Genomic DNA, 24,596 nt, shown 5'->3' with positions numbered 1-24,596 from the left:
CACAAAACTCTGGCATGTGCTAGGGTATCTATACTAAGGTATAGAAGTGTGAGTCGGGTTATACCCGTCTTGCGTTTCACGGAGAATGGGTTAGATGGCGGACGATCCTCGCGATACGGAAAATTCACGCAGTGAAGATATCAGCAGCGTCAATGAGGAAGCGACGCCAGAAGAGCTGATGCGCGTGGAGGAACAGGATGGGGAAAGTAATGAACTGGTCGAACTTCATGACGACCTGAACAATACTGCGCGTCCGCCCGAAGAGGAGCTTGGCTCTGTCCATTATGGCAACCAGGTTTTCAACCCCCAGGCCGAAGCCCAGCAGGCCTTCCGTCGACAGAATGCCGCGACCCAGCGCCAGGAACGCGTCCAGGCAGAAGAAGCCACCGAAAAACAGTCAATCGCCCAGGCGATAAATGCCGAGATTGAAAACAATCTTGATACGGTCGATGGAACCTTTGACGGCAATCTTGACAGCTTCGGTCATGACGACATTTCGCTGAAATCCGATCCCAGCACGATCGAGCTGCCTGAAATTCCGCTTTCGACCAGTGACACCAACCAGTTGCGTGGTGATCGTGAACAACCGCGCGGCACCGGCCGCGGCGAACGCGGACCCGATTTCATCCCGTCCGGGGAAGAAGCACCTGCGAACGATGCGGATGCAACCGCCCTTGCAGATGATGCAGCCCAGTCCGAGATCACCGATGATGCGATCACAGATGACGTGATCGAAGTTGAAAAAGTCGCCGACGCGCCGACACTGTCGGCCGGCAGTGTTACCGGGTCGGAAGACAGTGCCATTTCGCTCAATGTGTCTGCTGCGCTTAATGACCTTGATGGCGGAAGTGAAACACTCTCGGTGGTGATCTCCGGCGTGCCCGAAGGTGCTATTTTGTCGGCCGGTACCAATAATGGCGATGGCACCTGGTCGGTTCCGGCAGGTCAGCTTGGCGGATTGAAAATCACGCCGCCGGAAAATTACAGCGGCAGTTTCAGCCTCACCGTAACCGCAACCAGCCGCGAAGCAAATGGCAGCACCAGCTCGACCTCTTCAAGCTTCACGGTTGATGTTGCCGGCGTTGCCGACGGCGCGACGCTTGATGTTTCGGATGCTTCCGGACGCGAAGACAGCGCGATTGCACTTGATATCGATACCGAACTTCTCGATGGCAGCGAAAGCATTTCCGTCAAGATTACCGGTGTCCCGGACGGTGCAACCTTGTCTGCTGGTACCAACAATGGCGATGGCAGCTGGACGCTCAGCCCGGATCAGCTTGAAGGCCTGACCATCACCCCGGCACCGGATTTCAGCGGCGAAATCGACCTCTCGGTCCTCGTCTCGACCACCGATGGCGACGACACCGCCGTTGTGATGGAAGAAATCAAAGTCGATGTCGAAGGCATCGCAGATGCCCCGACGCTCGAGACTTCAAATGCTTCGGGCGCCGAGGATAGCGCGATTGCGCTGAACATCGATGCAGGCCTGACAGACAGCTCGGAAGTCTTGTCGATCACGATCAGCGGCGTTCCGGATGGCGCGACCTTGTCGGCTGGGACCGACAATGGTGACGGCACTTGGACGCTGAACCCGGACCAGTTGGAAGGTCTGACGATCACGCCGGCTGACGACTTCAGCGGATCGTTTGACCTTGGTGTAACGGCAACCTCTGCCGATGGCGAGGATATCGCAACCACGACCGGCAGCGTCAAAGTTGATGTTGCGGGTGTTGCGGATGCACCGACCCTTGATGTGTCCGATGTCTCTGGCTCTGAAGATAGTGCTATCGCACTCGATATTGATGCAGGTCTGACGGACAGCTCGGAAGTCTTGTCGATCACGATCAGTGGTGTACCGGACGGTGCAACCTTGTCGGCTGGTACCGACAAGGGCGATGGCACCTGGACGTTGAACCCGGACCAGCTCGAAGGCCTGACGATCACGCCTGCTGAAGATTTCAGCGGGTCGTTCGATCTTGGTGTGACGGCACAATCTGCAGATGGTGAAGACGTCGCGACGACCACCGGTTCGATCACGGTTGAAGTTGCAGGTGTCGCAGATGCACCGACCTTGGAGGTCGCTGATGCCTCTGGTTCTGAAGACAGTGCGATTGCGCTCGATATCGACGCCGGTCTCACAGATGCCAGTGAAGTTCTGACGGTAACGATTTCCGGTGTGCCGGATGGGGCGACCCTGTCGGCAGGTACCGATAATGGCGACGGCACCTGGACGCTGACCCCGGACCAGCTTGAAGGTCTGACGATCACGCCGGCTGAGGACTTCTCCGGCAGCTTCGATCTGGGCGTGACCGCTACCTCTGCGGATGGCGAGGACATTGCCACGACCACCGGCTCGATCACCGTTGATGTTGCAGGCGTTGCAGATGCGCCGACCTTGGATGTGGCTGACGCCAGTGGCTCTGAAGATTCTGCAATTGCACTCGACATCGACGCCGGTTTGACGGACAGCTCGGAAGTTCTGAGCATTACCATTTCCGGTGTTCCGGATGGCGCGACCTTGTCAGCAGGGACTGATAATGGTGATGGCACTTGGACACTGAACCCGGACCAGTTGGAAGGTCTGACGATCACGCCGGCTGAAGACTTCAGCGGATCGTTCGAGCTTGGCGTTACCGCGACTTCCGCCGATGGCGAGGATGTCGCAACCACGACCGGGTCGATCACCATTGATGTGGTGGGCGTTGCAGACGCCCCGACCCTTGATGTTGCTGATGCATCTGGCTCCGAGGACGGCGCAATTGCGCTCGACATCGATGCCGGTCTGACAGATTCCAGCGAAGTTCTGACGGTAACGATCAGTGGCGTTCCTGATGGCGCAACCTTGTCGGCAGGGACTGACAATGGTGATGGCACCTGGACGCTGAACCCGGACCAGCTTGAAGGTCTGACGATCACGCCGGCTGACGACTTCAGCGGTTCGTTTGATCTTGGTGTCACCGCGACTTCCGCCGATGGCGAAGACGTTGCGACCACAACCGGCAGCATCACGGTTGATGTTGCCGGCGTTGCCGATGCGCCGACTTTAGAAGTCTCCGATGCTTCGGGCAGCGAAGATTCCGCAATTGCATTGGATATTAATGCTGGTCTGACCGATAGCTCGGAAGTTCTCAGTGTCACGATCAGCGGCGTTCCGGACGGTGCAACCTTGTCGGCTGGTACCGACAATGGTGACGGCACCTGGACATTGAGCCCGGATCAGCTCGAAGGTTTGACCATTACACCGGCGGAAGATTTCAGTGGGTCGTTTGACCTTGGTGTGGCGGCTCAGTCAGCGGACGGTGAAGACTTCGCCACCACCACCGGCTCAATCACCGTTGATGTAGCTGGTGTTGCTGACGCACCGACCCTTGATGTGTCCGATGCTTCCGGCAACGAAGATTCGGCGATTGCACTTGATATCGATGCCGGTCTGACTGATAGCTCGGAAGTTCTGAGTGTTACCATTTCCGGCGTTCCGGACGGTGCAACCCTGTCGGCCGGGACGGACAATGGTGACGGCACCTGGACGCTGAACGCGGATCAGCTTGAAGGTCTGACGATCACGCCGGCTGAAGATTTCAGCGGTTCGTTTGACCTCGGTGTTACGGCGACCTCCGCCGATGGTGAAGACGTTGCAACGACGACCGGTTCGATCACGGTTGATGTGGCTGGTGTTGCCGATGCGCCAACCCTCGAAACTTCGAACGCCTCTGGTTCGGAAGACAGTGCAATTGCGCTCGACATTAATGCCGGTCTGACGGATTCCAACGAAGCTCTGACGGTAACGATCAGCGGTGTTCCGGACGGCGCGACCTTGTCAGCTGGTACTGACAATGGTGACGGCACCTGGACGCTGAATCCGGAGCAGCTTGAAGGTCTGACGATCACACCGGCTGAAGATTTCAGCGGATCGTTTGACCTTGGCGTGACCGCGACTTCCGCCGATGGTGAAGATATTGCGACCACAACCGGTTCGATCACGGTTGATGTGGCTGGGGTTGCGGATGCGCCGACATTGGATGTCGCCGATGCGTCGGGCAACGAAGATTCCGCAATTGCGCTTGATATCGATGCGGGTCTGACGGACAGCTCTGAAGTTCTGACCATCACGATCAGCGGCGTTCCGGACGGCGCGACCTTGTCGGCGGGTACCGATAATGGTGATGGCACCTGGACATTGAACCCGGACCAGTTGGAAGGTCTGACGATTACCCCGGCTGAGGACTTCAGTGGATCGTTTGATCTTGGCGTTACCGCGACCTCTGCTGATGGCGATGACGTTGCCACCACGACCGGTTCGATTACGGTTGATGTAGCGGGTGTTGCGGATGCGCCGACGCTTGACGTGGCTGATGCCAGTGGTTCTGAGGATTCCGCTATTGCATTGGATATCGACGCGGGTCTTACCGACAGCTCGGAAGTTCTGAGCGTTACGATCAGTGGTGTTCCGGACGGTGCAACCTTGTCTGCGGGTACCGATAATGGCGACGGCACCTGGACACTGAACCCGGACCAGCTCGAAGGTCTGACGATCACTCCGGCTGAGGATTTCAGTGGATCGTTTGATCTTAGTGTCACGGCTCAGTCAGCTGATGGAGAGGATGTCGCCACCAACACCGGCTCGATCACGGTCGATGTAGCTGGTGTTGCAGACGCACCAACGCTGGATGTGTCTGATGCAGCAGGCTCTGAGGACAGCGCAATTGCGCTCGACATTGACGCAGGCCTAGCGGACAGCTCGGAAGTTCTGTCGATCACGATTAGTGGTGTTCCGGACGGTGCAACCTTGTCTGCGGGGACTGATAATGGTGACGGCACCTGGACGTTGAACCCGGATCAGTTGGAAGGTCTGACGATCACGCCGGCTGAAGATTTCAGCGGGTCGTTTGATATTGGCGTGACCGCGACTTCTGCAGATGGTGAAGATGTTGCAACGACTAGTGGTTCAATCACGGTTGATGTTGCGGGTGTTGCGGATGCGCCGACGCTCGACGTAGCTGATGCTTCCGGCAACGAAGACAGTGCCATCGCGCTCGATATTGACGCTGGTCTCACGGATTCCACTGAAGTTCTAACGGTAACGATCTCCGGCGTTCCGGATGGCGCGACCCTGTCTGCTGGCACAGATAACGGCGACGGCACCTGGACGTTGAACCCGGACCAGCTTGAAGGTCTGACGATCACCCCGGCTGAGGACTTTTCCGGCAGCTTCGATCTGGGCGTGACCGCGACCTCTGCTGATGGAGACGATATCGCAACCACGACCGGTTCGATCACCGTTGATGTGGCTGGCGTTGCGGATGCTCCGACCTTGGATGTCGCTGATGCTTCCGGTTCGGAAGATTCTGCAATTGCACTTGATATCGACGCAGGCTTGACCGACAGCTCGGAAGTTCTGAGCGTTACCATTTCTGGCGTTCCGGACGGTGCGACTTTGTCTGCTGGTACCGATAATGGTGACGGAACCTGGACGCTGAATCCGGACCAGCTTGAAGGTCTGACGATCACGCCGGCTGAGGACTTCAGCGGGTCGTTTGGCCTTGGTGTGACGGCAACCTCAACTGATGGTGAAGACGTCGCAACGACCAGTGGTTCAATCATGGTCGATGTTGCGGCTGTTGCCGATGCGCCGACTTTGGATGTCGCTGATGCTTCCGGCAACGAAGATTCCGCCATCGCACTTGATATTGATGCAGGCCTGACCGACAGCTCGGAAGTCTTGTTGATCACGATCAGCGGCGTTCCGGACGGTGCAACCTTGTCCGCAGGGACCGACAATGGTGATGGCACCTGGACGCTGAACCCGGATCAGTTGGAAGGCCTGACGATTACGCCGTCTGGGGACTTCTCCGGCAGCTTCGATCTGGGCGTTACCGCAACTTCCGCTGATGGCGAAGACGTCGCAACCACGGCCGGTTCAATCACGGTTGATGTTGCTGGCGTTGCAGACGCACCGACGCTTGACGTGGCCGATGCTAGTGGTTCTGAAGACACAGCGATCGCACTCGATATTGATGCAGGTCTCACAGATTCCAGTGAAGTGCTGAGCGTTACCATCTCCGGCGTTCCAGATGGCGCAACACTGTCGGCTGGTGCCGATAATGGCGATGGTACCTGGACGCTGAGCCCGGATCAGCTCGAAGGGCTGACGATCACGCCGGCTGAAGACTTCTCGGGCAGCTTTGATCTCGGTGTTACAGCGACTTCCGCCGATGGCGACGACGTCGCAACGACGACCGGATCTATTACGGTTGATGTAGCGGGTGTTGCGGACGCGCCGACGCTGGATGTTGCTGATGCTTCCGGCAATGAAGATTCCGCCATCGCACTTGATATTGATGCAGGTCTTACAGATAGCTCGGAAGTCTTGTCGGTCACGATTAGCGGTGTTCCGGACGGCGCGACTTTGTCGGCGGGTACAGACAATGGTGACGGCACCTGGACGCTGAACCCGGACCAGTTGGAAGGTCTGACGATTACGCCGGCTGAAGACTTCAGCGGGTCGTTTGACCTTGGTGTGACCGCGACCTCTGCAGATGGTGAAGACGTAGCAACCACCACCGGCAGCATCACTGTCGATGTGGCTGGCGTTGCCGATGCACCGACTTTGGAAGTCGCGGATGCCTCTGGCTCCGAAGATTCTGCAATTGCACTTGATATCGACGCTGGCCTGACGGACAGCTCGGAAGTTCTGAGCATTACCATTTCCGGCGTTCCGGATGGCGCGACCTTGTCGGCTGGGACCGATAATGGTGATGGCACCTGGACGCTCAGCCCGGATCAGCTCGAAGGCCTGACGATCACACCGGCTGAAGATTTCAGCGGATCGTTTGATTTGGGCGTGACCGCGACCTCAGCTGATGGCGAGGACGTCGCAACCACGACCGGGTCGATCACGGTTGATGTAGCTGGTGTTGCAGACGCCCCGACCTTGGATGTTGCGGATGCCTCTGGCTCTGAAGACAGTGCCATTGCACTTGATATCGACGCTGGCCTGACGGACAGCTCGGAAGTTCTAAGCGTTACCATTTCTGGCGTCCCGGACGGCGCGACCTTGTCAGCTGGTACGAATAATGGTGACGGGACCTGGACGCTGAACCCGGATCAGTTGGAAGGCCTAACAATCACACCGGCTGAGGACTTCAGCGGTTCGTTTGATCTTGGTGTGACCGCGACTTCTGCCGATGGTGAAGATGTTGCGACCACAACCGGCAGCATCACCGTTGATGTTGCGGGTGTTGCGGATGCACCTACGCTCGACGTAGCTGATGCCAGCGGTTCTGAAGATTCCGCAATTGCGCTCGACATTGACGCTGGTCTGACGGGCAGCTCGGAAGTTCTGAACGTTACGATCTCCGGCGTTCCGGATGGCGCGACCTTGTCGGCTGGTACTGATAATGGTGATGGCACCTGGACGCTGAACCCGGACCAGCTTGAAGGTCTGACGATCACACCGGCTGAGGACTTCAGTGGATCGTTTGATCTTGGCGTTACCGCAACTTCTGCCGATGGAGAGGATGTTGCAACCACGACCGGCAGCATCACTGTCGATGTTGCGGGCGTTGCCGATGCACCGACGCTCGATGTGTCCGATGCTTCCGGCTCCGAAGATTCTGCTATCGCGCTCGACATTAATGCCGGTCTGACGGATTCCAGCGAAGCTCTGACGGTAACGATCAGCGGTGTTCCGGACGGTGCTACCTTGTCGGCCGGGACCGATAATGGTGACGGCACCTGGACGTTGAGCCCGGACCAGTTGGAAGGTCTGACAATCACGCCGGCTGAGGACTTCAGCGGGGCGTTTGATCTTGGCGTAACCGCGACTTCCGCTGATGGCGATGACGTCGCAACCACGACCGGCTCGATCACGGTTGAAGTTGCAGGTGTCGCAGATGCACCGACGCTTGATGTGTCCGATGCTTCCGGCAACGAAGATTCCGCCATCGCACTTGATATTGATGCAGGCCTGACAGACAGCTCGGAAGTTCTGACGATCACCATCTCCGGCGTTCCGGATGGAGCGACATTGTCAGCTGGCACCGATAATGGTGACGGCACCTGGACCCTGAACCCGGATCAGTTGGAAGGTCTGACGATTACGCCTGCTGAAGATTTCAGTGGATCGTTCGATCTTGGCGTTACCGCGACCTCTGCTGATGGCGATGACGTTGCCACCACCACCGGTTCGATCACGGTTGATGTTGCTGGCGTTGCCGATGCGTCGACTTTGGATGTGTCCGATGCATCGGGCAACGAAGATACTGCCATTGCACTTGATATCGAGGCGGGGCTGATCGACAGTTCGGAAGTTCTGACGATCACCATCTCCGGCGTGCCGGACGGCGCGACCCTGTCGGCTGGTACCGATAATGGTGACGGCACCTGGACGCTGAGCCCGGAACAGCTGGAAGGGCTGACGATCACGCCGGCTGAAGATTTCAGTGGGTCGTTTGACCTTGGCGTGACCGCTCAGTCAGCGGACGGTGAAGACGTCGCAACCACCACGGGCAGTATCACGGTTGATATTGCTGGCGTTGCCGATGCCCCGACGCTTGAAGTGTCCGATGCTTCGGGCAGCGAAGATTCCGCAATTGCATTGGATATCGACGCAGGTCTGACGGACAGCTCGGAAGTTCTGAGCATCACCATTTCTGGCGTTCCGGACGGTGCGACCTTGTCAGCAGGGACTGATAATGGTGATGGCACCTGGACGTTGAACCCGGACCAGTTGGAAGGTTTGACGATCACGCCGACGGAAGATTTCAGCGGATCGTTTGATCTGGGCGTGACGGCTAAGTCAGCTGATGGCGAGAATGTTGCAACGACCACGGGCAGCATTACGGTTGATGTTGCGGGTGTTGCGGACGCCCCAACGCTTGACGTGTCTGATGCCTCTGGTTCTGAAGACAGCGCTATTGCGCTCGACATCGACGCGGGCCTGACGGACAGCTCGGAAGTTCTGAGCATTACCATTTCCGGTGTTCCGGACGGTGCAACCCTGTCGGCAGGTACCGATAATGGTGATGGCACCTGGACACTGAACCCGGATCAACTCGAAGGTCTGACGATTACACCGCCGGAAGATTTCAGTGGATCGTTTGACCTTGGCGTGACCGCGACCTCTGCCGATGGTGAAGACGTTGCGACCACTACCGGCTCGATCACCGTTGATGTTGCTGGCGTTGCGGATGCGCCGACATTGGATGTCGCCGATGCGTCGGGCAACGAAGATTCCGCAATTGCATTGGATATCGATGCGGGACTTACAGATTCCAGTGAAGTTCTGACGGTAACGATCAGCGGCGTTCCGGATGGCGCGACCTTGTCAGCTGGTACTGACAATGGTGACGGCACCTGGACCCTGAGCCCGGATCAGCTCGAAGGTCTGACGATCACGCCGGCTGAAGATTTCAGCGGGTCATTTGATCTTGGTGTCACCGCGACTTCCGCCGATGGCGATGACGTTGCGACGACAACCGGCAGTATCACTGTTGATGTTGCGGGTGTTGCGGACGCACCAACGCTTGATGTGTCCGATGCTTCCGGCAATGAAGATTCAGCGATCGCGCTTGATATTGATGCGGGTCTTACGGACAGCTCGGAAGTCTTGTCGATCACGATCAGCGGCGTTCCGGACGGTGCGACCTTGTCGGCGGGTACGGATAATGGTGACGGTACCTGGACGCTGAACCCGGACCAGTTGGAAGGTCTGACGATCACACCGACTGAGAACTTCAGCGGTTCGTTTGATCTGGGTGTGACAGCACAATCTGCTGATGGTGAGGATGTTGCAACGACCACGGGCAGCATCACTGTCGATGTTGCGGGCGTTGCCGATGCCCCGACGCTTGATGTGTCCGATGCTTCCGGCAACGAAGATACTGCCATTGCACTTGATATCGACGCAGGCCTGACGGACAGCTCGGAAGTTCTGAGCGTTACGATCAGTGGTGTTCCGGACGGTGCAACCTTGTCTGCTGGTACCGATAACGGTGACGGCACCTGGACGCTGAACCCCGATCAGCTTGAAGGTTTGACGATTACGCCGGCTGATGACTTCTCTGGCAGCTTCGATCTGGGTGTGAGAGCTCAGTCTGCGGATGGCGAAGATGTCGCAACGACGACCGGGTCGATTACCGTTGATGTTGCTGGTGTTGCCGATGCACCGACGCTTGAAGTGTCCGATGCTTCCGGCAACGAAGATTCAGCAATTGCATTGGATATCGATGCGGGTCTTACGGATTCCAGTGAAGTTCTGAGTGTCACGATCAGTGGTGTTCCGGACGGCGCGACCCTGTCGGCTGGTACGGATAATGGTGATGGCACCTGGACGTTGAACCCGGACCAGTTGGAAGGTTTGACAATCACACCGGCTGAAGATTTCAGCGGCTCGTTTGATCTTGGTGTGACGGCTACCTCTGCGGATGGCGAGGATGTCGCTACCACGACTGGGTCGATCACGGTTGATGTTGCGGGTGTTGCCGATGCGCCAACCCTTGATGTAGCCGATGCCTCTGGTTCTGAAGATTCAGCGATTGCATTGGAAATCGATGCCGGTCTGACGGACAGCTCGGAAGTTCTGACGGTAACGATCAGTGGTGTGCCAGATGGCGCGACCCTGTCGGCTGGTACCGACAATGGTGACGGCACCTGGACCCTGAACCCGGACCAGTTGGAAGGCCTGACGATCACGCCGGCTGAAGACTTCAGCGGGTCGTTTGATCTCGGCGTTGCGGCGACGTCGGCTGATGGCGAAGACGTTGCGACCACAACTGGCAGCATCACGGTTGATGTTGCCGGCGTTGCTGACGCCCCAACTTTGGATGTGTCCGATGCTTCGGGCAGCGAAGATTCCGCAATTGCATTGGATATCGATGCGGGTCTTACAGATTCCAGTGAAGTTCTCAGCGTTACGATCAGCGGTGTTCCTGACGGCGCAACCCTCTCGGCTGGGACCGATAATGGTGACGGCACCTGGACGTTGAACCCGGACCAGCTGGAAGGCCTGACGATTACGCCGGCTGAAGATTTCAGTGGGTCGTTTGATCTTGGCGTGACCGCGACTTCCGCTGATGGCGATGACGTCGCAACCACCGCCGGTTCGATTACGGTTGATGTTGCGGGCGTTGCCGATGCTCCGACGCTTGAGGTGTCCGATGCATCTGGCTCTGAGGACAGCGCAATTGCGCTTGATATCGATGCGGGTCTGACCGACAGCTCGGAAGTTCTGTCGATCACGATTAGCGGCGTTCCCGAGGGCGCGACCCTGTCGGCAGGTACCGACAATGGTGATGGTACCTGGACGCTGAATGCGGATCAACTCGAAGGTCTGACGATTACACCGACTGAAGACTTCAGCGGCTCGTTTGACCTTGGTGTGACCGCAACTTCTGCCGATGGTGAGGATGTTGCAACCACCACCGGCTCGATCACGGTTGATGTTGCGGGCGTTGCCGATGCGCCGACACTTGAGGTGGCTGATGCCAGTGGCTCTGAAGACTCCGCTATTGCTTTGGATATCGATGCGGGTCTCACGGATTCCAGTGAAGTTCTTAGCGTTACCATTTCCGGCGTTCCGGACGGCGCGACCTTGTCGGCGGGTACGGATAATGGCGATGGTACCTGGACGTTGAACCCGGATCAGTTGGAAGGTCTGACGATCACGCCGGCTGAGGACTTCTCCGGCAGCTTCGATCTTGGTGTGACAGCTACTTCCGCTGATGGCGATGACGTTGCAACGACCAGTGGTTCAATCACGGTCGATGTTGCGGGTGTTGCGGATACTCCGACGCTTGACGTGGCTGATGCCAGTGGTTCTGAAGATTCGGCGATTGCACTCGACATCGATGCGGGACTTACAGATTCCAGCGAAGTTCTCAGCGTTACGATCAGCGGTGTTCCGGATGGTGCGACCTTGTCGGCGGGTACCGATAATGGTGACGGAACCTGGACGCTGAATCCGGATCAGCTTGAAGGTCTTACGATTACCACGGCTGAAGACTTCAGCGGGTCGTTTGACCTTGGCGTGACCGCAACTTCTGCCGATGGTGAGGATGTTGCAACCACCACCGGCTCGATCACCGTTGATGTTGCGGGTGTTGCGGATGCACCGACATTGGATGTCGCCGATGCGTCGGGCAACGAAGATTCCGCAATTGCATTGGATATCGATGCGGGTCTTACAGATTCCAGTGAAGTTCTCAGCGTAACGATCAGCGGTGTTCCGGACGGCGCGACCTTGTCGGCTGGGACAGACAATGGCGATGGTACCTGGACACTGAGCCCGGAACAGCTTGAAGGTCTGACGATTACCCCGGCTGAAGACTTCAGCGGATCGTTTGATCTCGGTGTGACCGCGACCTCTGCCGATGGTGACGATGTTGCAACTACTACCGGCTCGATCACCGTTGATGTCTCCGCTGTTGCGGATGCGCCATCCTTGAGTGTTTCGATTGGGGAGGGAACGCCGACCGGTGGGGGGACTGGCGGGGGCCAGAACGACTTTGTCGATAATGGCAGTTCCAATCATCAGGGCACCGGCGGCGATGATACATTTGTCATCGACCGTGACCTGAACATGAACGAGAATTTTGATCTGCAGGGCGGTAACGATCAGGTCATCCTGAATGGCGATACCAATCTGGGGAACAATATCCGTCTTGGCGATGGCAATGACAGCCTGACAATCAAGGGCGATATCGGCGAGACATCGGCTGTGGATGGCGGTTCGGGTAGTGATGTCCTGTATCTTGGCAAGGCATCCACTTCCTATTCCCTGCAGAACTTCACCAACAATCAGGGCGTCATCAATACACAGATCATTGATCTCGATACCGGCAAAACCCTGACCGTCAATCAGATCGAGGCGATTTCGTTTGGTGACGGGGTCGTGGTCGGGAATGCCGATCTGGTCCAGGCCCCTGAAACAGGTGGGATTTCATATCCGGTAACCATCGAGGCAGCCCTGAATGATGCCGATGGTTCGGAAAGCCTGAGCATTACCATCACCGGGGTCCCTGAAGGTGCGACCCTGAGTGCCGGTACGCAAAATGAAGATGGCAGCTGGAGCCTTGATCCTGATGATCTTGAGGGGCTTACGCTGACCACGCCGTCGGACTTTGAAGGCAGCATCGATCTTGTTGTTACGGCGACGGCAACCGATGGTACTGACACCAATTCGGTATCGGTAAGCCGTAGCATCGCAGTCGATGATGTCGCAAATGCCCCGACGCTTGAGACTTCGGATGCCTCGGGCAACGAAGACAGTGCGATCGCGCTTGATATTGATGCGGCCCTGACCGATAGCGCCGAAACACTTACTGTCACGATTTCGGGCGTGCCCGATGGAGCAACCCTGTCGGCTGGTACGGACAATGGTGACGGCACCTGGACGCTGAATCCGGACCAGTTGGAAGGCCTGACGATCACGCCGCCAGAAGATTTCAGCGGAACGTTTGATCTTGGCGTCACGGCGACGTCGGTTGATGGCGAAGATGCGGCATCAACAACCGGCTCGATCACGGTTGATGTTGCCGGTGTCGCCGATGCCCCGACACTTGAGACCGCGAACGCGTCGGGTACAGAAGACAGCGCCATTGCACTTGATATTGATGCGGGCCTGACGGACAGTTCCGAAACATTGACCATCACGATTTCCGGTGTGCCGGAAGGTGCAAGCCTGTCGGCCGGTACCGATAATGGCGATGGCACCTGGTCACTGACCTCAGACGATCTTGAAGGCCTGACGATTACCCCGCCGGAAGATTTCAGCGGCAGTTTCGATCTGGAAATCACGGCAAGCACGCAGGATGGTGTGGATATCGCCAGCGTGACAGACACCGTGATGGTCAATGTCATTGGGGATGCGGATCTGCCAACACTTGATGTGTCCGACGCATCGGGCAACGAAGATAGTGCCATTGCGCTTGATATTGACGCTGGTCTCACGGATTCCAGCGAAGTTCTGTCGATCACGATCAGTGGTGTTCCGGATGGCGCGACCCTGTCGGCTGGGACTGGCAATGGCGACGGCACCTGGACGCTGAACCCGGATCAGCTTGAAGGTCTGACGATTACCCCGGCTGAGAACTTCAGTGGGTCGTTTGATCTTGGGGTGACGGCAACCTCAACGGATGGTGAAGACGTTGCGACGGCGACCGGTTCGATCACGGTTGATGTGGCGGGCGTTGCGGATACGCCAACTTTGGATGTCGCTGATGCTTCCGGTTCGGAAGACAGTGCAATTGCACTTGATATCGACGCTGGACTGACCGACAGCTCGGAAGTTCTAAGCGTCACCATCTCCGGCATTCCGGACGGTGCAACCTTGTCTGCTGGTACGGACAATGGTGATGGCACCTGGACGCTGAACCCGGATCAGCTTGAAGGTCTGACGATTACCCCGGCTGAGGACTTCAGTGGGTCGTTTGATCTTGGGGTGACGGCAACCTCAACGGATGGTGAAGACGTTGCGACGGCGACCGGTTCGATCACGGTTGATGTGGCGGGCGTTGCGGATGCGCCGACGCTTGATGTCGCGGATGCTTCTGGCTCCGAAGATTCTGCCATCGCGCTCGACATTGATGCCGGTCTTACGGATTCCAGTGAAGTTCTGTCGATCACGGTCAGTGGTGTTCCGGATGGTGCGACTTTGTCTGCGGGCACCAATAACGGTGACGGCAGCTGGACGCTGAACCCGGACCAGCTTAAAGGTCTGACGATCACGCCGGCTGAAGATTTCAGCGGATCGTTTGTTCTTGGTGTGACCGCGACCTCATTGGATGGCGAAGACGTTGCAACGACGACCGGCAGCATCACGGTTGATGTAGCTGGTGTCGCAGACGCGCCGACTTTGACGGTCTCGAATGCAAGTGGTGGCGAGAGCAGTGCCATCAGCCTTGCGATTGCAGCAGGGCTAACCGATGCATCCGAAATTCTGTCGGTAACGATTGCCGGTGTGCCCGAGGGGGCAAGTCTGTCGGCCGGAACCGATAACGGTGATGGCACCTGGACCCTGTCGGCGGCGCAGCTTTCCGGGTTGAAGATCACGCCCGCAGACAATTATTCCGGCAATTTTGACCTGACGGTGACCGCGACTTCGGTTGATGGCGCTGACAGTGCAAGCATTTCGCAGAACCTTCAGGTTGAGGTCATTGATAACCCGAACGAGACCGTAATTGGCACGGACGGCACCGACCGCATCACGACCGGTGATGGCGATGACTACATCAACGCCAAAAGCGGTCACGACACCATCAGCTCCGGCGGAGGTGCTGACACGGTATATGGCGGTGGCGGCAATGACATCATTGATAGTGGCGACGGCGATGACAGGGTCTTTGGCGGCAGTGGCAAGGACACTATAACCGGTGGTGCCGGTGACGATTACATCAATGCCGGTGGTTCGCATGACACTGTCGATGGCGGTGAAGGCAATGACACCATCTTTGGCGGCGGCGGCAAAGACACGATTACCGGCGGTGCCGGGGATGATTACATCGATGCCGGAAGTTCAAGCGACACTGTTGAAGGTGGTGCGGGTAACGACACCATCCTTGGTGGCAGCGGTCATGACACCCTTGATGGCGGTGAGGGCACAGATACGCTTTATGGCGGGAATTCGAACGATATCCTGATCGGGTCGGGCGATGACAAGCTGTATGGCGAATCCGGGTCGGATGAAATCCGCTATACGGTCGATCTGACCGGCGAGGGCACGGGCATTGTTGATGGTGGCAGCCAGACCGATACCCTGAAGCTTTATCTGACATCGGAACAGCTTTCGGGCGATGGTGTTCTTGACGCACTTCAGGATTTGCAGGACCACATTGCATCGGGCGGTGAGGGCAGCCTTACGCTTGAGGCACTGGGTGTCGAAGTCGACAATGTCGAAAATCTTGAAATCTATGTCGATGGCGAACTTTATGACCCGTCTGCAGAAAGCCCGACCCTGTCGGTTGCGGATGCAAGCGGCAATGAAGATACAAGCATCTCGCTTGATATTGCTGCCGGGCTGAATGACGGCACCGAAACGCTGACGATCACGATTTCGGGCGTTCCGGACGGGGCGACTTTGTCGGCCGGAACCGACAATGGTCACGGCACCTGGACGCTGAACTCGGACCAGCTTGAAGGTCTGACGATCACACCGGCCGATGATTATTCCGGGTCGTTTGATCTGTCGGTTACCGCCGTTTCAACGTCTGGTAATGACAGCACATCAACCAGTGACGTCATCACGGTTGATGTGGCCGGGGTTGCCGATACGCCAAGTCTTGAGGTTGCCGATGCATCGGGCAACGAGGACAGCGCGATCAGCCTTGATATCAGTGCCGGGTTGAGCGACGCGTCCGAAATCCTTTCGATCACGATTTCCGGTGTACCCGACGGGGCAACCCTGTCGGCCGGAACCGATAATGGTGATGGCACCTGGACCCTGTCGGCAGGTGATCTTGACGGTCTGACCATCACACCGCCCGAAGATTATTCCGGCGGGTTTGATCTGGATGTGACGGTCACATCGACCGATGGCAATGACACATCAAGCATCAATGACACCATCACGGTTGGTGTGACCGCGGTTGCCGATGCGCCGGACCTTGCGGTTTCCGATGCATCGGGCAATGAAGACAGCGCGATCAGTCTTGATATCAGTGCCGGGCTTGGTGACGCATCCGAAACCCTGTCGGTGACGATTTCCGGTGTGCCCGATGGGGCGACCCTGTCGGCCGGAACCGATAATGGTGACGGCACCTGGACCCTGTCGGCAGGCGATCTTGACGGCCTGACCATCACGCCGCCCGATGACTATTCCGGATCGTTCGATCTGAACGTCACGGTGACATCAACCGATGGCAATGACAGTGCAAGTGTCAATGACACCATTACTGTGGATGTTGCCGGCGTTGCCGATACACCAACGCTTGAGGTGTCGGACGCCAGCGGGGATGAAGGCAACAGTGTTCCGCTTGATATTGATGCTGCGGTCACGGACAGCAGTGAAACCCTGTCGATCACGATTTCCGGGGTTCCCGATGGCGCACGCCTGTCGGCCGGAACCAATAACGGCGATGGAAGCTGGACGCTTGGGGCTGCACAACTGGTCGGGCTGACCATCACCGCGGCAAGCGACTATTCCGGTACGTTCGAACTGACGGTGTCTGTTCAGTCCCGGGATGGTGACGATACGGCAACGACAACGGCCATTCTGGAAGTCACGATCGAAGAACAGGCAGACAGCAACGAAACCCTGTGGGGGACGGATGCCAATGAAACCTTCGAAACCGGTTCGGGCAACGACACCATCGGTGCCGGTGGCGGTCATGACACGGTATCGACCAATGCCGGCAATGACACGATCTGGGGCGGGAATGGCAATGACGTGATCTATGCCGGGGACGGTGATGACAGTGTCACCGGTGATGACGGCCATGATTATATAGATGCCGGTTCCGGCAATGACACGGTGCATGGCGGCGAAGGCAACAACACCATCTATGGCGGTACCGGCAATGATTACATCACGGCCGGAAGCGGTCATGACAAGATCTTTGCCAGCGATGGTGACAACATCATTTATGCCAATGAAGGCAATAACTATATCGAAACCGGTGACGGCAAGGACACCCTGTATGCCGGCAGTGGCAATGACACGATCATTGGCGGCGACGGTGACAACTTTGTCAGTGCAGGCGAAGGTCGCAATGTCGTCTGGACCGGCACGGGTAATGACACGATCAGCAGCGGCTCTGGCGACGACATCATCTATGACGAAGGCGGAGACAACAAAATCTCTGCCGGTGAGGGGCGCAATACCGTCTGGACCGGCGCAGCAGACGACAGCATCAGTGTCGGTTCCGGCGATGACAAAATCTTTGCCGGAGACGGCAACAACACCATCGGTGCTGGCGAAGGTCGCAACTATATCGAAACCGGCAGCGGAAATGACACCATCACGGCGGGCAGTGACAATGACACGGTCTCGGCCGGGTCGGGCAACGACAATATCGACGTTGGCAGTGGCAAAAACACCGTCTGGGGCGGGGGTGGCAACGACTCCATCCATGGGGCTTGGGGCGATGACACCTTCCTTGGCGGCGATGGCAATGACATTCTTAATGCCGATGGTGGTGACAACTATTTCGATGGTGGTTCTGGCAATGACACCCTGACCGGGGGCTGGGGCAAGGATACGTTCTATGGCGGGTCGGGCAACGACACACTCGATGGCGGTGGCGGTGACGACAAGCTGTATGGCGAAGAAGGCGACGACACCCTTTCGGGCGGTGCCGGGCGCGATACGCTAAGTGGTGGGGACGGTAACGATCTTCTGCTTGGCGGGGATGACGACGATACGCTGATCGGCGGCATCGGGGATGATACCCTGTATGGCGGCGGCGGTTCGGATCTGTTCATCTTTAATATGGGCGATGGCAAGGACCATGTAGATGGTGGTGCCAACGGCTGGACGACCGATACCATCGAATTGCATGGTGTTGGGGGTGGCCATCTCGATTCGTGTGACTGGACCCTGATTCTTGATGAAGGGACAATCACCGATTCGAAGAAACACTCGCTTGAACTTTCCACCGATTCGTCGGGAACCATCGTGTTTTCGGATGGTTCTGAGTTGACTTTCTCCAATGTCGAACGTATCGAGTGGTAACGAATTCACATTTCGGGTGCCGTCGGGACGAAATCCCGGCGGCATTGCCGGTTTTCTGGGGGGAATCACCCTGTCACGAGTTGACAGCCATTGTGTGAAGCCCTATACAGCGGACCTCGAATTTTATCGGATTACCTTATTTAGAACGGAGTAAGTGCAGTGAAGCGCACCTACCAGCCAAGCAAACTCGTACGGAAACGCCGCCACGGCTTCCGTTCCCGCAGCGCGACCGTCGGTGGCCGCCGTGTGCTGACCGCACGCCGCGCCAAGGGCCGCAAGCGTCTGTCGGCCTAATGTTGTGACCATTTCGGTGGAACGCCTTAAAAAGCGTGCGGAATTCCTCCGTGTTGCGGGCACCCGCCGAAAATGGGTTACACAAGGGTTGATCCTTCAGGGCGCACCGCGCCCGGGGATCAAGCCGGATACAGAATACGCCGGTGAAGATCGATTCGCACGAGTCGGATTTACCGTCACCAAAAAGGTGGGAAAGGCCGTCGTCCGCAATCGCGTTCGGCGGCGTTTGCGTGCTGTGGCAGAGCAATTGATGAGCGAACTCGCATTACCCGGTTGGGATTATGTCGTGATCGGTCGTGCCCAAACCATTGATCGGCCGTTTGACAAGCTGATTGATGATATGAAGTTTGCTCTGCGTCGGGTTCCTGATGCCAAACCGTCAGCACCGGATTCGCGCCGTCCCCGCAAGGGACGCGGTGGCAATCCGTCCAGTGCCCAGACAAAGGCAGGAGGCCAGTCAAAATGACCTCCCGGACTCCCGCACCCGGTTTCGTAGCCCGTCTTCTTCAAATCGCTGTTCGCGGTTACCAGCTGTTTTTGTCGCCGTATATCGGGTGGTCCTGTCGCTATCAGCCGACCTGTTCGGCATTTATGATAGAAGCATTGGCCCGTCACGGGGCAATAAAAGGCGGCTGGATGGGATTTAAACGGATAATGCGTTGCCATCCATGGGGTGGTCATGGTTATGATCCCGTGCCCGGATGTGGCTGCGAACAAAACAAAGCGTCGTCGGATGGTGAAAACCGGTCCCCGGCGCTTTCGTCATGTAAATAGAATAAGCGGTCGGCGCGTGCTGGCTGAGCAAAGCGGAAAGAGGCGATGAACGAACAACGTAACCTGTGGGTGGCAATTGCATCGGCAGTTGTGATTCTTATCGGGTGGCAATTCTTCTTTGCGCCGGAGCCTGATACCCAGGTTCGCGAGGCGCAAGTTCGTGAACAGCTTGATGCAAACGGCACCAACACGCCGCAGGTATCAAACGGTACACCGCGTGTACCGGGCGGTGGACCGGCAGTGCCGACAGTCAAACGTGAAGATGCACTGGCGAAATCGCCGCGCATCGCGATTGATACCCCGCGCATCGAAGGTTCGATTCGCCTTGTTGGCGGCGTGATCGACGATATCCAGCTTCAGGATTATCGCGAGACCGAAGAACCCGACAGCCCGCTGATCCATGTTCTGAACCCGACCGGCAGCGATGATGCCTATTTCGCCGAATTCGGCTGGGTCGGCGCTGACAGGAACATCGCTCTTCCCAACAGCGACACCCGCTGGACGGCAAGCAGCGACAAGCTGACCTCGGAAACCCCGGTTGTCCTGTCTTGGGACAACGGTGCGGGCCTGACCTTCAAACGTGAAATCGCCATTGACGAGAACTATCTGTTCACCGTCAAACAGTCGGTCGAAAACAATAGCGGTGCGGAAGTTACCCTGCATCCCTATGGCCTGATTTCGCGCAAGGGCATGCCCCATACTTCGGGTTTTGCCGTTTTGCATGAAGGCCCGATCGGCGTCATCAATGGCAGCCTAGAGGAATACAAATACGATTCCCTTGCCGATGATGGTGCGGTTGAAGAAACCACCACCGGCGGCTGGCTTGGTTTCTCGGACAAATATTGGCTGGTCGCGCTGGCGCCGGCATCTGATGAACAGATGACCACGCGCTTTAGCCACCATATCGATAACAATACCGACAAGTTCCAGACAGATTACCTTGGTTCGGCCAGAACGGTTGCCGATGGTGCGTCCGCATCCTCGGAAAGCCACCTGTTTGCCGGTGCCAAGGAATACAACCTGCTGGTCGAATATCAGGATGAATTTTCGATCAAGCTTCTGGACCGTGCGATCGACTTTGGCTGGTTCTGGTTCCTGACCATTCCGTTCTTTGAAATGCTGCAGTGGATCAACCATCTGGTTGGCAACTTCGGCGTTGCCATTCTTCTGCTGACGGTTCTGGTCAAGGCCGTGATGTTCCCGCTGGCGAACAAGTCGTACAAATCCATGAGTGCGATGAAAAAGCTTCAGCCGAAAATCACGGCGATGCGCGAACAGTTCAAGGATGACCGTCAGCGTCAGCAGCAGGAAATGATGGCGCTTTACAAGCGCGAGAAGATCAACCCGGCTTCGGGCTGTCTGCCGATTATCGTTCAGATCCCGGTCTTCTTTGCGCTCTACAAGACCCTGTTTGTGAACATTGAAATGCGCCATGCGCCGTTCTTTGGCTGGATCCAGGACTTGTCCGCACCGGATCCGACCACGATCTTCAACCTGTTTGGCCTGATCCCGTGGGATCCGCCGCAGATGTTGATGATTGGTGTCTGGCCGCTGATCATGGGTCTTACCATGTATCTGCAGCAGAAACTGAACCCGGCACCGGCCGATCCGACCCAGGCGAAGATCATGATGTTCCTGCCGTTCATCTTTACCTTCATGCTGGCAAGTTTCCCGGCTGGTCTGGTGATCTACTGGGCATGGAACAACACGCTGTCGATCATTCAGCAGCGCTACATCATGTACAAGATGGGGGTTTAACCCCCATCTACCCTTTACGGGTTTATCTTCCCTTCGGGGGAAAATCCCCGCCAGTTCGGGGAAGGAATGACAATGACACAAGAAAATTTGCCCTCGGATACTGCTATTCCGAAGCATGAAGACTCAGTAATCGAAGCCGGGCGGAAGCTTTTTAGCCGCCCGGTTAACTTCGTTCTTGGTGTGGCGCAGCTCGAACAGTTGCCGCCCGAGGACAAAACAGAAATCTGTTTTGCCGGACGTTCCAATGTCGGCAAGTCCAGCCTGATCAATGCGATCACGGGCCGCAAGGACATTGCCCGGACGTCAAACACGCCGGGACGTACCCAGCAGCTGAACTATTTTGATCTGGATGGCGCGTGCTATGTCGTCGATTTGCCGGGCTATGGTTTTGCCCAGGCGCCAAAGGATATCGTCGATACCTGGCATGCACTGATCAAACAGTATCTGCGCGGGCGTGTGACCCTGCGTCGTGTGTTCGTGCTGATTGATTCCAGGCACGGCTTCAAAAAGGCCGATCTGGACATGATGAAGCTGCTTGATGAGTCAGCGGTGCCTTATCAGGTTGTGCTGACCAAGTCGGACAAGCTAAAAAAGGGACAGCTTGAAAAACGCATCAAGGAAGTGGTCGATGCCCTGGTGAAACACCCGGCCGCCTTGCCACAGATTTTTGCGACATCAAGTGAGAAGAATACCGGACTTGCGGAATTGCGGGCAGAAATATCCACACTGCTGTAACATCGTCAGGTTCATCGCTTAATTATGGGGAAGTGAGATGAACGAAGAAATCCGTTCTGAAGAAGACCAATCGGAATCCAGCGCATACCGGACGCTGGCACGTGCCAAAGTCCTTTCCGAGGCTCTTCCCTATATGCGACGATTTAACGGTCAGACGATCGTGATCAAGTATGGCGGCCACGCGATGGGTGACCCGGAACTGGCCCGCCTGTTTGCCCAGGATATGGTGTTGCTCAAACAGGTCGGCATGAACCCGATTGTGGTGCATGGCGGTGGTCCGCAGATCGGTCAGATGCTCAAGCAGCTCAATATCCAGTCGGAATTTGTCGACGGTCTTCGTGTGACCGATCAGCAAACCATCGACGTTGTCGAAATGGTTCTGGCCGGCAAGATCAACAAGGAAATCGTTTCCAACATCAATGCCGCTGGCGGTATCGGTGTCGGTCTGTGCGGCAAGGATGCGCATCTGATTACGGCGCGCAAACTGACCCGGACCAAGCGCGACCCGGAAAGCAATATCGAAAAGGTGCTTGATCTGGGCTTTGTCGGTGAACCGGCAAAGGTCAATCCGCATGTGCTTGATTGCTTTATCAATACCGACATTATTCCGGTCATCTCACCGATCGGTGTTGGCGAGGACGGGCAGACCTATAACATCAACGCCGACACGGCGGCCGGGGCGATTGCCAAGGCGGTCGGTGCGCGTCGTCTTTATATGCTGACCGATGTGAAGGGCATTCTTGATAAGGACAAAAACCTTGTAAGGGATGCCGATACCGACCACATCAACGAGATGATTGCCGATGGCACCATTCAGGGTGGCATGATCCCGAAAACCGAAACCTGCATGGATGCGGTGCAGAACGGGGTCGAGGCCGCCGTGATTGTCGATGGGCGTGCCCCCCATGCCGTGTTGCTGGAACTGTTCACCGAACGCGGTGCCGGGACCATGATCCGCGGGAACTGATTTGCGGGTACCGGTCCTGTCAATCTGGCTTGAATGATCAGCCGGACGGGCGGGACCGGATCCCTGCAATGAACCACCACTTTCGTATAGTTTTCCGCGACGGATATCGGGTTCCGTGATATGTTGATGCGCAGATTTACGCCGTTCTGGCGTAGTCCATTGACATGATTACCGAAAACGAGCCGGAGCAACCGTGGTGACGACGACGGACCAACAGATAACCCGTCACTGGGAATATGCGGATGCGACTTTAAGGGCTCTGCGCGAGCGCGGCCTGCGCCCCACGCCAGAGCTGTACCATGTATGGTTCGTCTATTTCGCCGAAGAAAATCCCGAAATTTTGCGCGTCATTGATGCGGTCCAGGCCAGCGGCGACCAACTTGCCGAAGACACCCTGCTTCAGCTTTATTACCGTTATATCTTTGACCGTCAGGCTGCCGATTTCCTGCAGCGTGGCATGGAAGACTTTTCCGAGCTGGTGGAAAACAGCGACGAATGTCTGAGTACGGCGCGTGCCGGTCTTGGCAAATATGGCGATCTTCTTGGCCGGTCACTTGCGACCCTTAAGGATCACCGTGAACTAAGTCCGATCCTGACCGAGGTCATCGATCAAACCGATCAGATGCGCCAAACGATCGACGGTTTGCACAAGCGCCTTGATAGTTATCTGAGCCGTGTTGCCATGTTGCAGCGTGAACTCGATGAAACCCGAGAGCGATCCTATACCGACGGCCTGACGCGGGTGTCCAACCGCATGTATTTCGAAGAACAGCTGACCTTGCTGGCGGCGGAATATGATGCATCTGATCATCCCGAACCGTTTTGTGTGATGATGGTCGATCTTGATCAGTTCAAATCGGTCAATGACCGGTTCGGGCATCGCATCGGGGATGAAATTCTGGTTCTGATTGCTTCGATGCTGAAGGCTAATATCAAGGGGCGGGACATTGTTGCGCGTTATGGCGGTGATGAATTTGCCATCCTGCTGCCCCAGACGCCGCTTGGCGATGCCATGGCGCTGGCCGAAGATATGAGCAAACGCATCGCCGCACGCGAAATCAAGGCCAAGAGTTCCGGGACATCCTATGGCCAGATGACCATTTCGGTCGGGGCTGCGGAATATATCGCCAATGAAGGCGGTGCAAAGCTTATTGATCGTGCCGACAGTGCCCTTTATCGCGCCAAGAAGAATGGCCGGAACCGGAATTTCGCCGCCGAGTGAGACGGGTTCTACTGTCGATTGGGGCAATGGGCGTGGTTTTGCACTTCAATGCATGTGTGCCATGACGGTGGCAGACTTGCATTGAAGCGTTCAAAAGCGTATGTAACCAGCGCCCGGCATGGTCTGATGACTGTGCCGGGCGTTCCGCACTTGCAGTCATCAATAATGTTGCGCAGGCGCAG

8 protein-coding genes are annotated in these 24,596 nt (G+C 56.8%); all 8 read left to right on the top strand.

What is annotated here, in order from left to right; genetic code table 11:
• Positions 1 to 94: 94 nt before the first annotated feature.
• The 8 genes from WA429_RS07460 to WA429_RS07425 all read left to right on the top strand — a co-directional run bounded on the left by WA429_RS07460 (position 95) and on the right by WA429_RS07425 (position 24,414).
• Entirely contained in the window at positions 95 to 18,664 is an 18,570-nt protein-coding gene (locus WA429_RS07460; protein ID WP_336107226.1) for an Ig-like domain-containing protein, read from the top strand.
• 159 nt (positions 18,665 to 18,823) lie between these two features.
• Entirely contained in the window at positions 18,824 to 18,958 is a 135-nt protein-coding gene (gene rpmH / locus WA429_RS07455; protein ID WP_007091264.1) for a 50S ribosomal protein L34, read from the top strand.
• Between the two features lie 4 nt (positions 18,959 to 18,962).
• Positions 18,963 to 19,424, top strand: a complete 462-nt coding sequence (rnpA, locus tag WA429_RS07450) for a ribonuclease P protein component (RefSeq protein WP_068517297.1) — start codon at positions 18,963 to 18,965, stop codon at positions 19,422 to 19,424.
• Positions 19,421 to 19,732 (top strand): membrane protein insertion efficiency factor YidD, encoded by a 312-nt coding sequence (gene yidD / locus WA429_RS07445; RefSeq protein WP_101248177.1) that lies wholly within the window; start codon positions 19,421 to 19,423, stop codon positions 19,730 to 19,732. The genes rnpA and yidD overlap by 4 nt, the downstream gene beginning before the upstream one ends.
• Positions 19,733 to 19,777: 45 nt before the next feature.
• On the top strand, positions 19,778 to 21,490 hold the full coding sequence (yidC, locus tag WA429_RS07440; protein ID WP_287466756.1) for a membrane protein insertase YidC: 1,713 nt from the start codon (positions 19,778 to 19,780) through the stop codon (positions 21,488 to 21,490).
• A gap of 72 nt (positions 21,491 to 21,562) precedes the next feature.
• A complete protein-coding gene (gene yihA / locus WA429_RS07435; RefSeq protein ID WP_287466757.1) occupies positions 21,563 to 22,225 on the top strand; it encodes a ribosome biogenesis GTP-binding protein YihA/YsxC in 663 nt (220 codons plus the stop codon).
• A 37-nt stretch (positions 22,226 to 22,262) separates the two neighbouring features.
• On the top strand, positions 22,263 to 23,192 hold the full coding sequence (argB, locus tag WA429_RS07430; RefSeq protein ID WP_068517295.1) for an acetylglutamate kinase: 930 nt from the start codon (positions 22,263 to 22,265) through the stop codon (positions 23,190 to 23,192).
• A 196-nt stretch (positions 23,193 to 23,388) separates the two neighbouring features.
• Entirely contained in the window at positions 23,389 to 24,414 is a 1,026-nt protein-coding gene (locus WA429_RS07425; RefSeq protein WP_101248196.1) for a GGDEF domain-containing protein, read from the top strand.
• The last annotated feature ends 182 nt before the right edge of the window (positions 24,415 to 24,596 follow it).

This window comes from Thalassospira sp. CH_XMU1420-2, from assembly GCF_037029325.1.
Taxonomy (GTDB): Bacteria; Pseudomonadota; Alphaproteobacteria; order Rhodospirillales; family Thalassospiraceae; genus Thalassospira; species Thalassospira povalilytica.
Note: the sequence above shows the minus strand (reverse complement) of the source record. Positions and strands in the feature narration are given on the sequence as shown.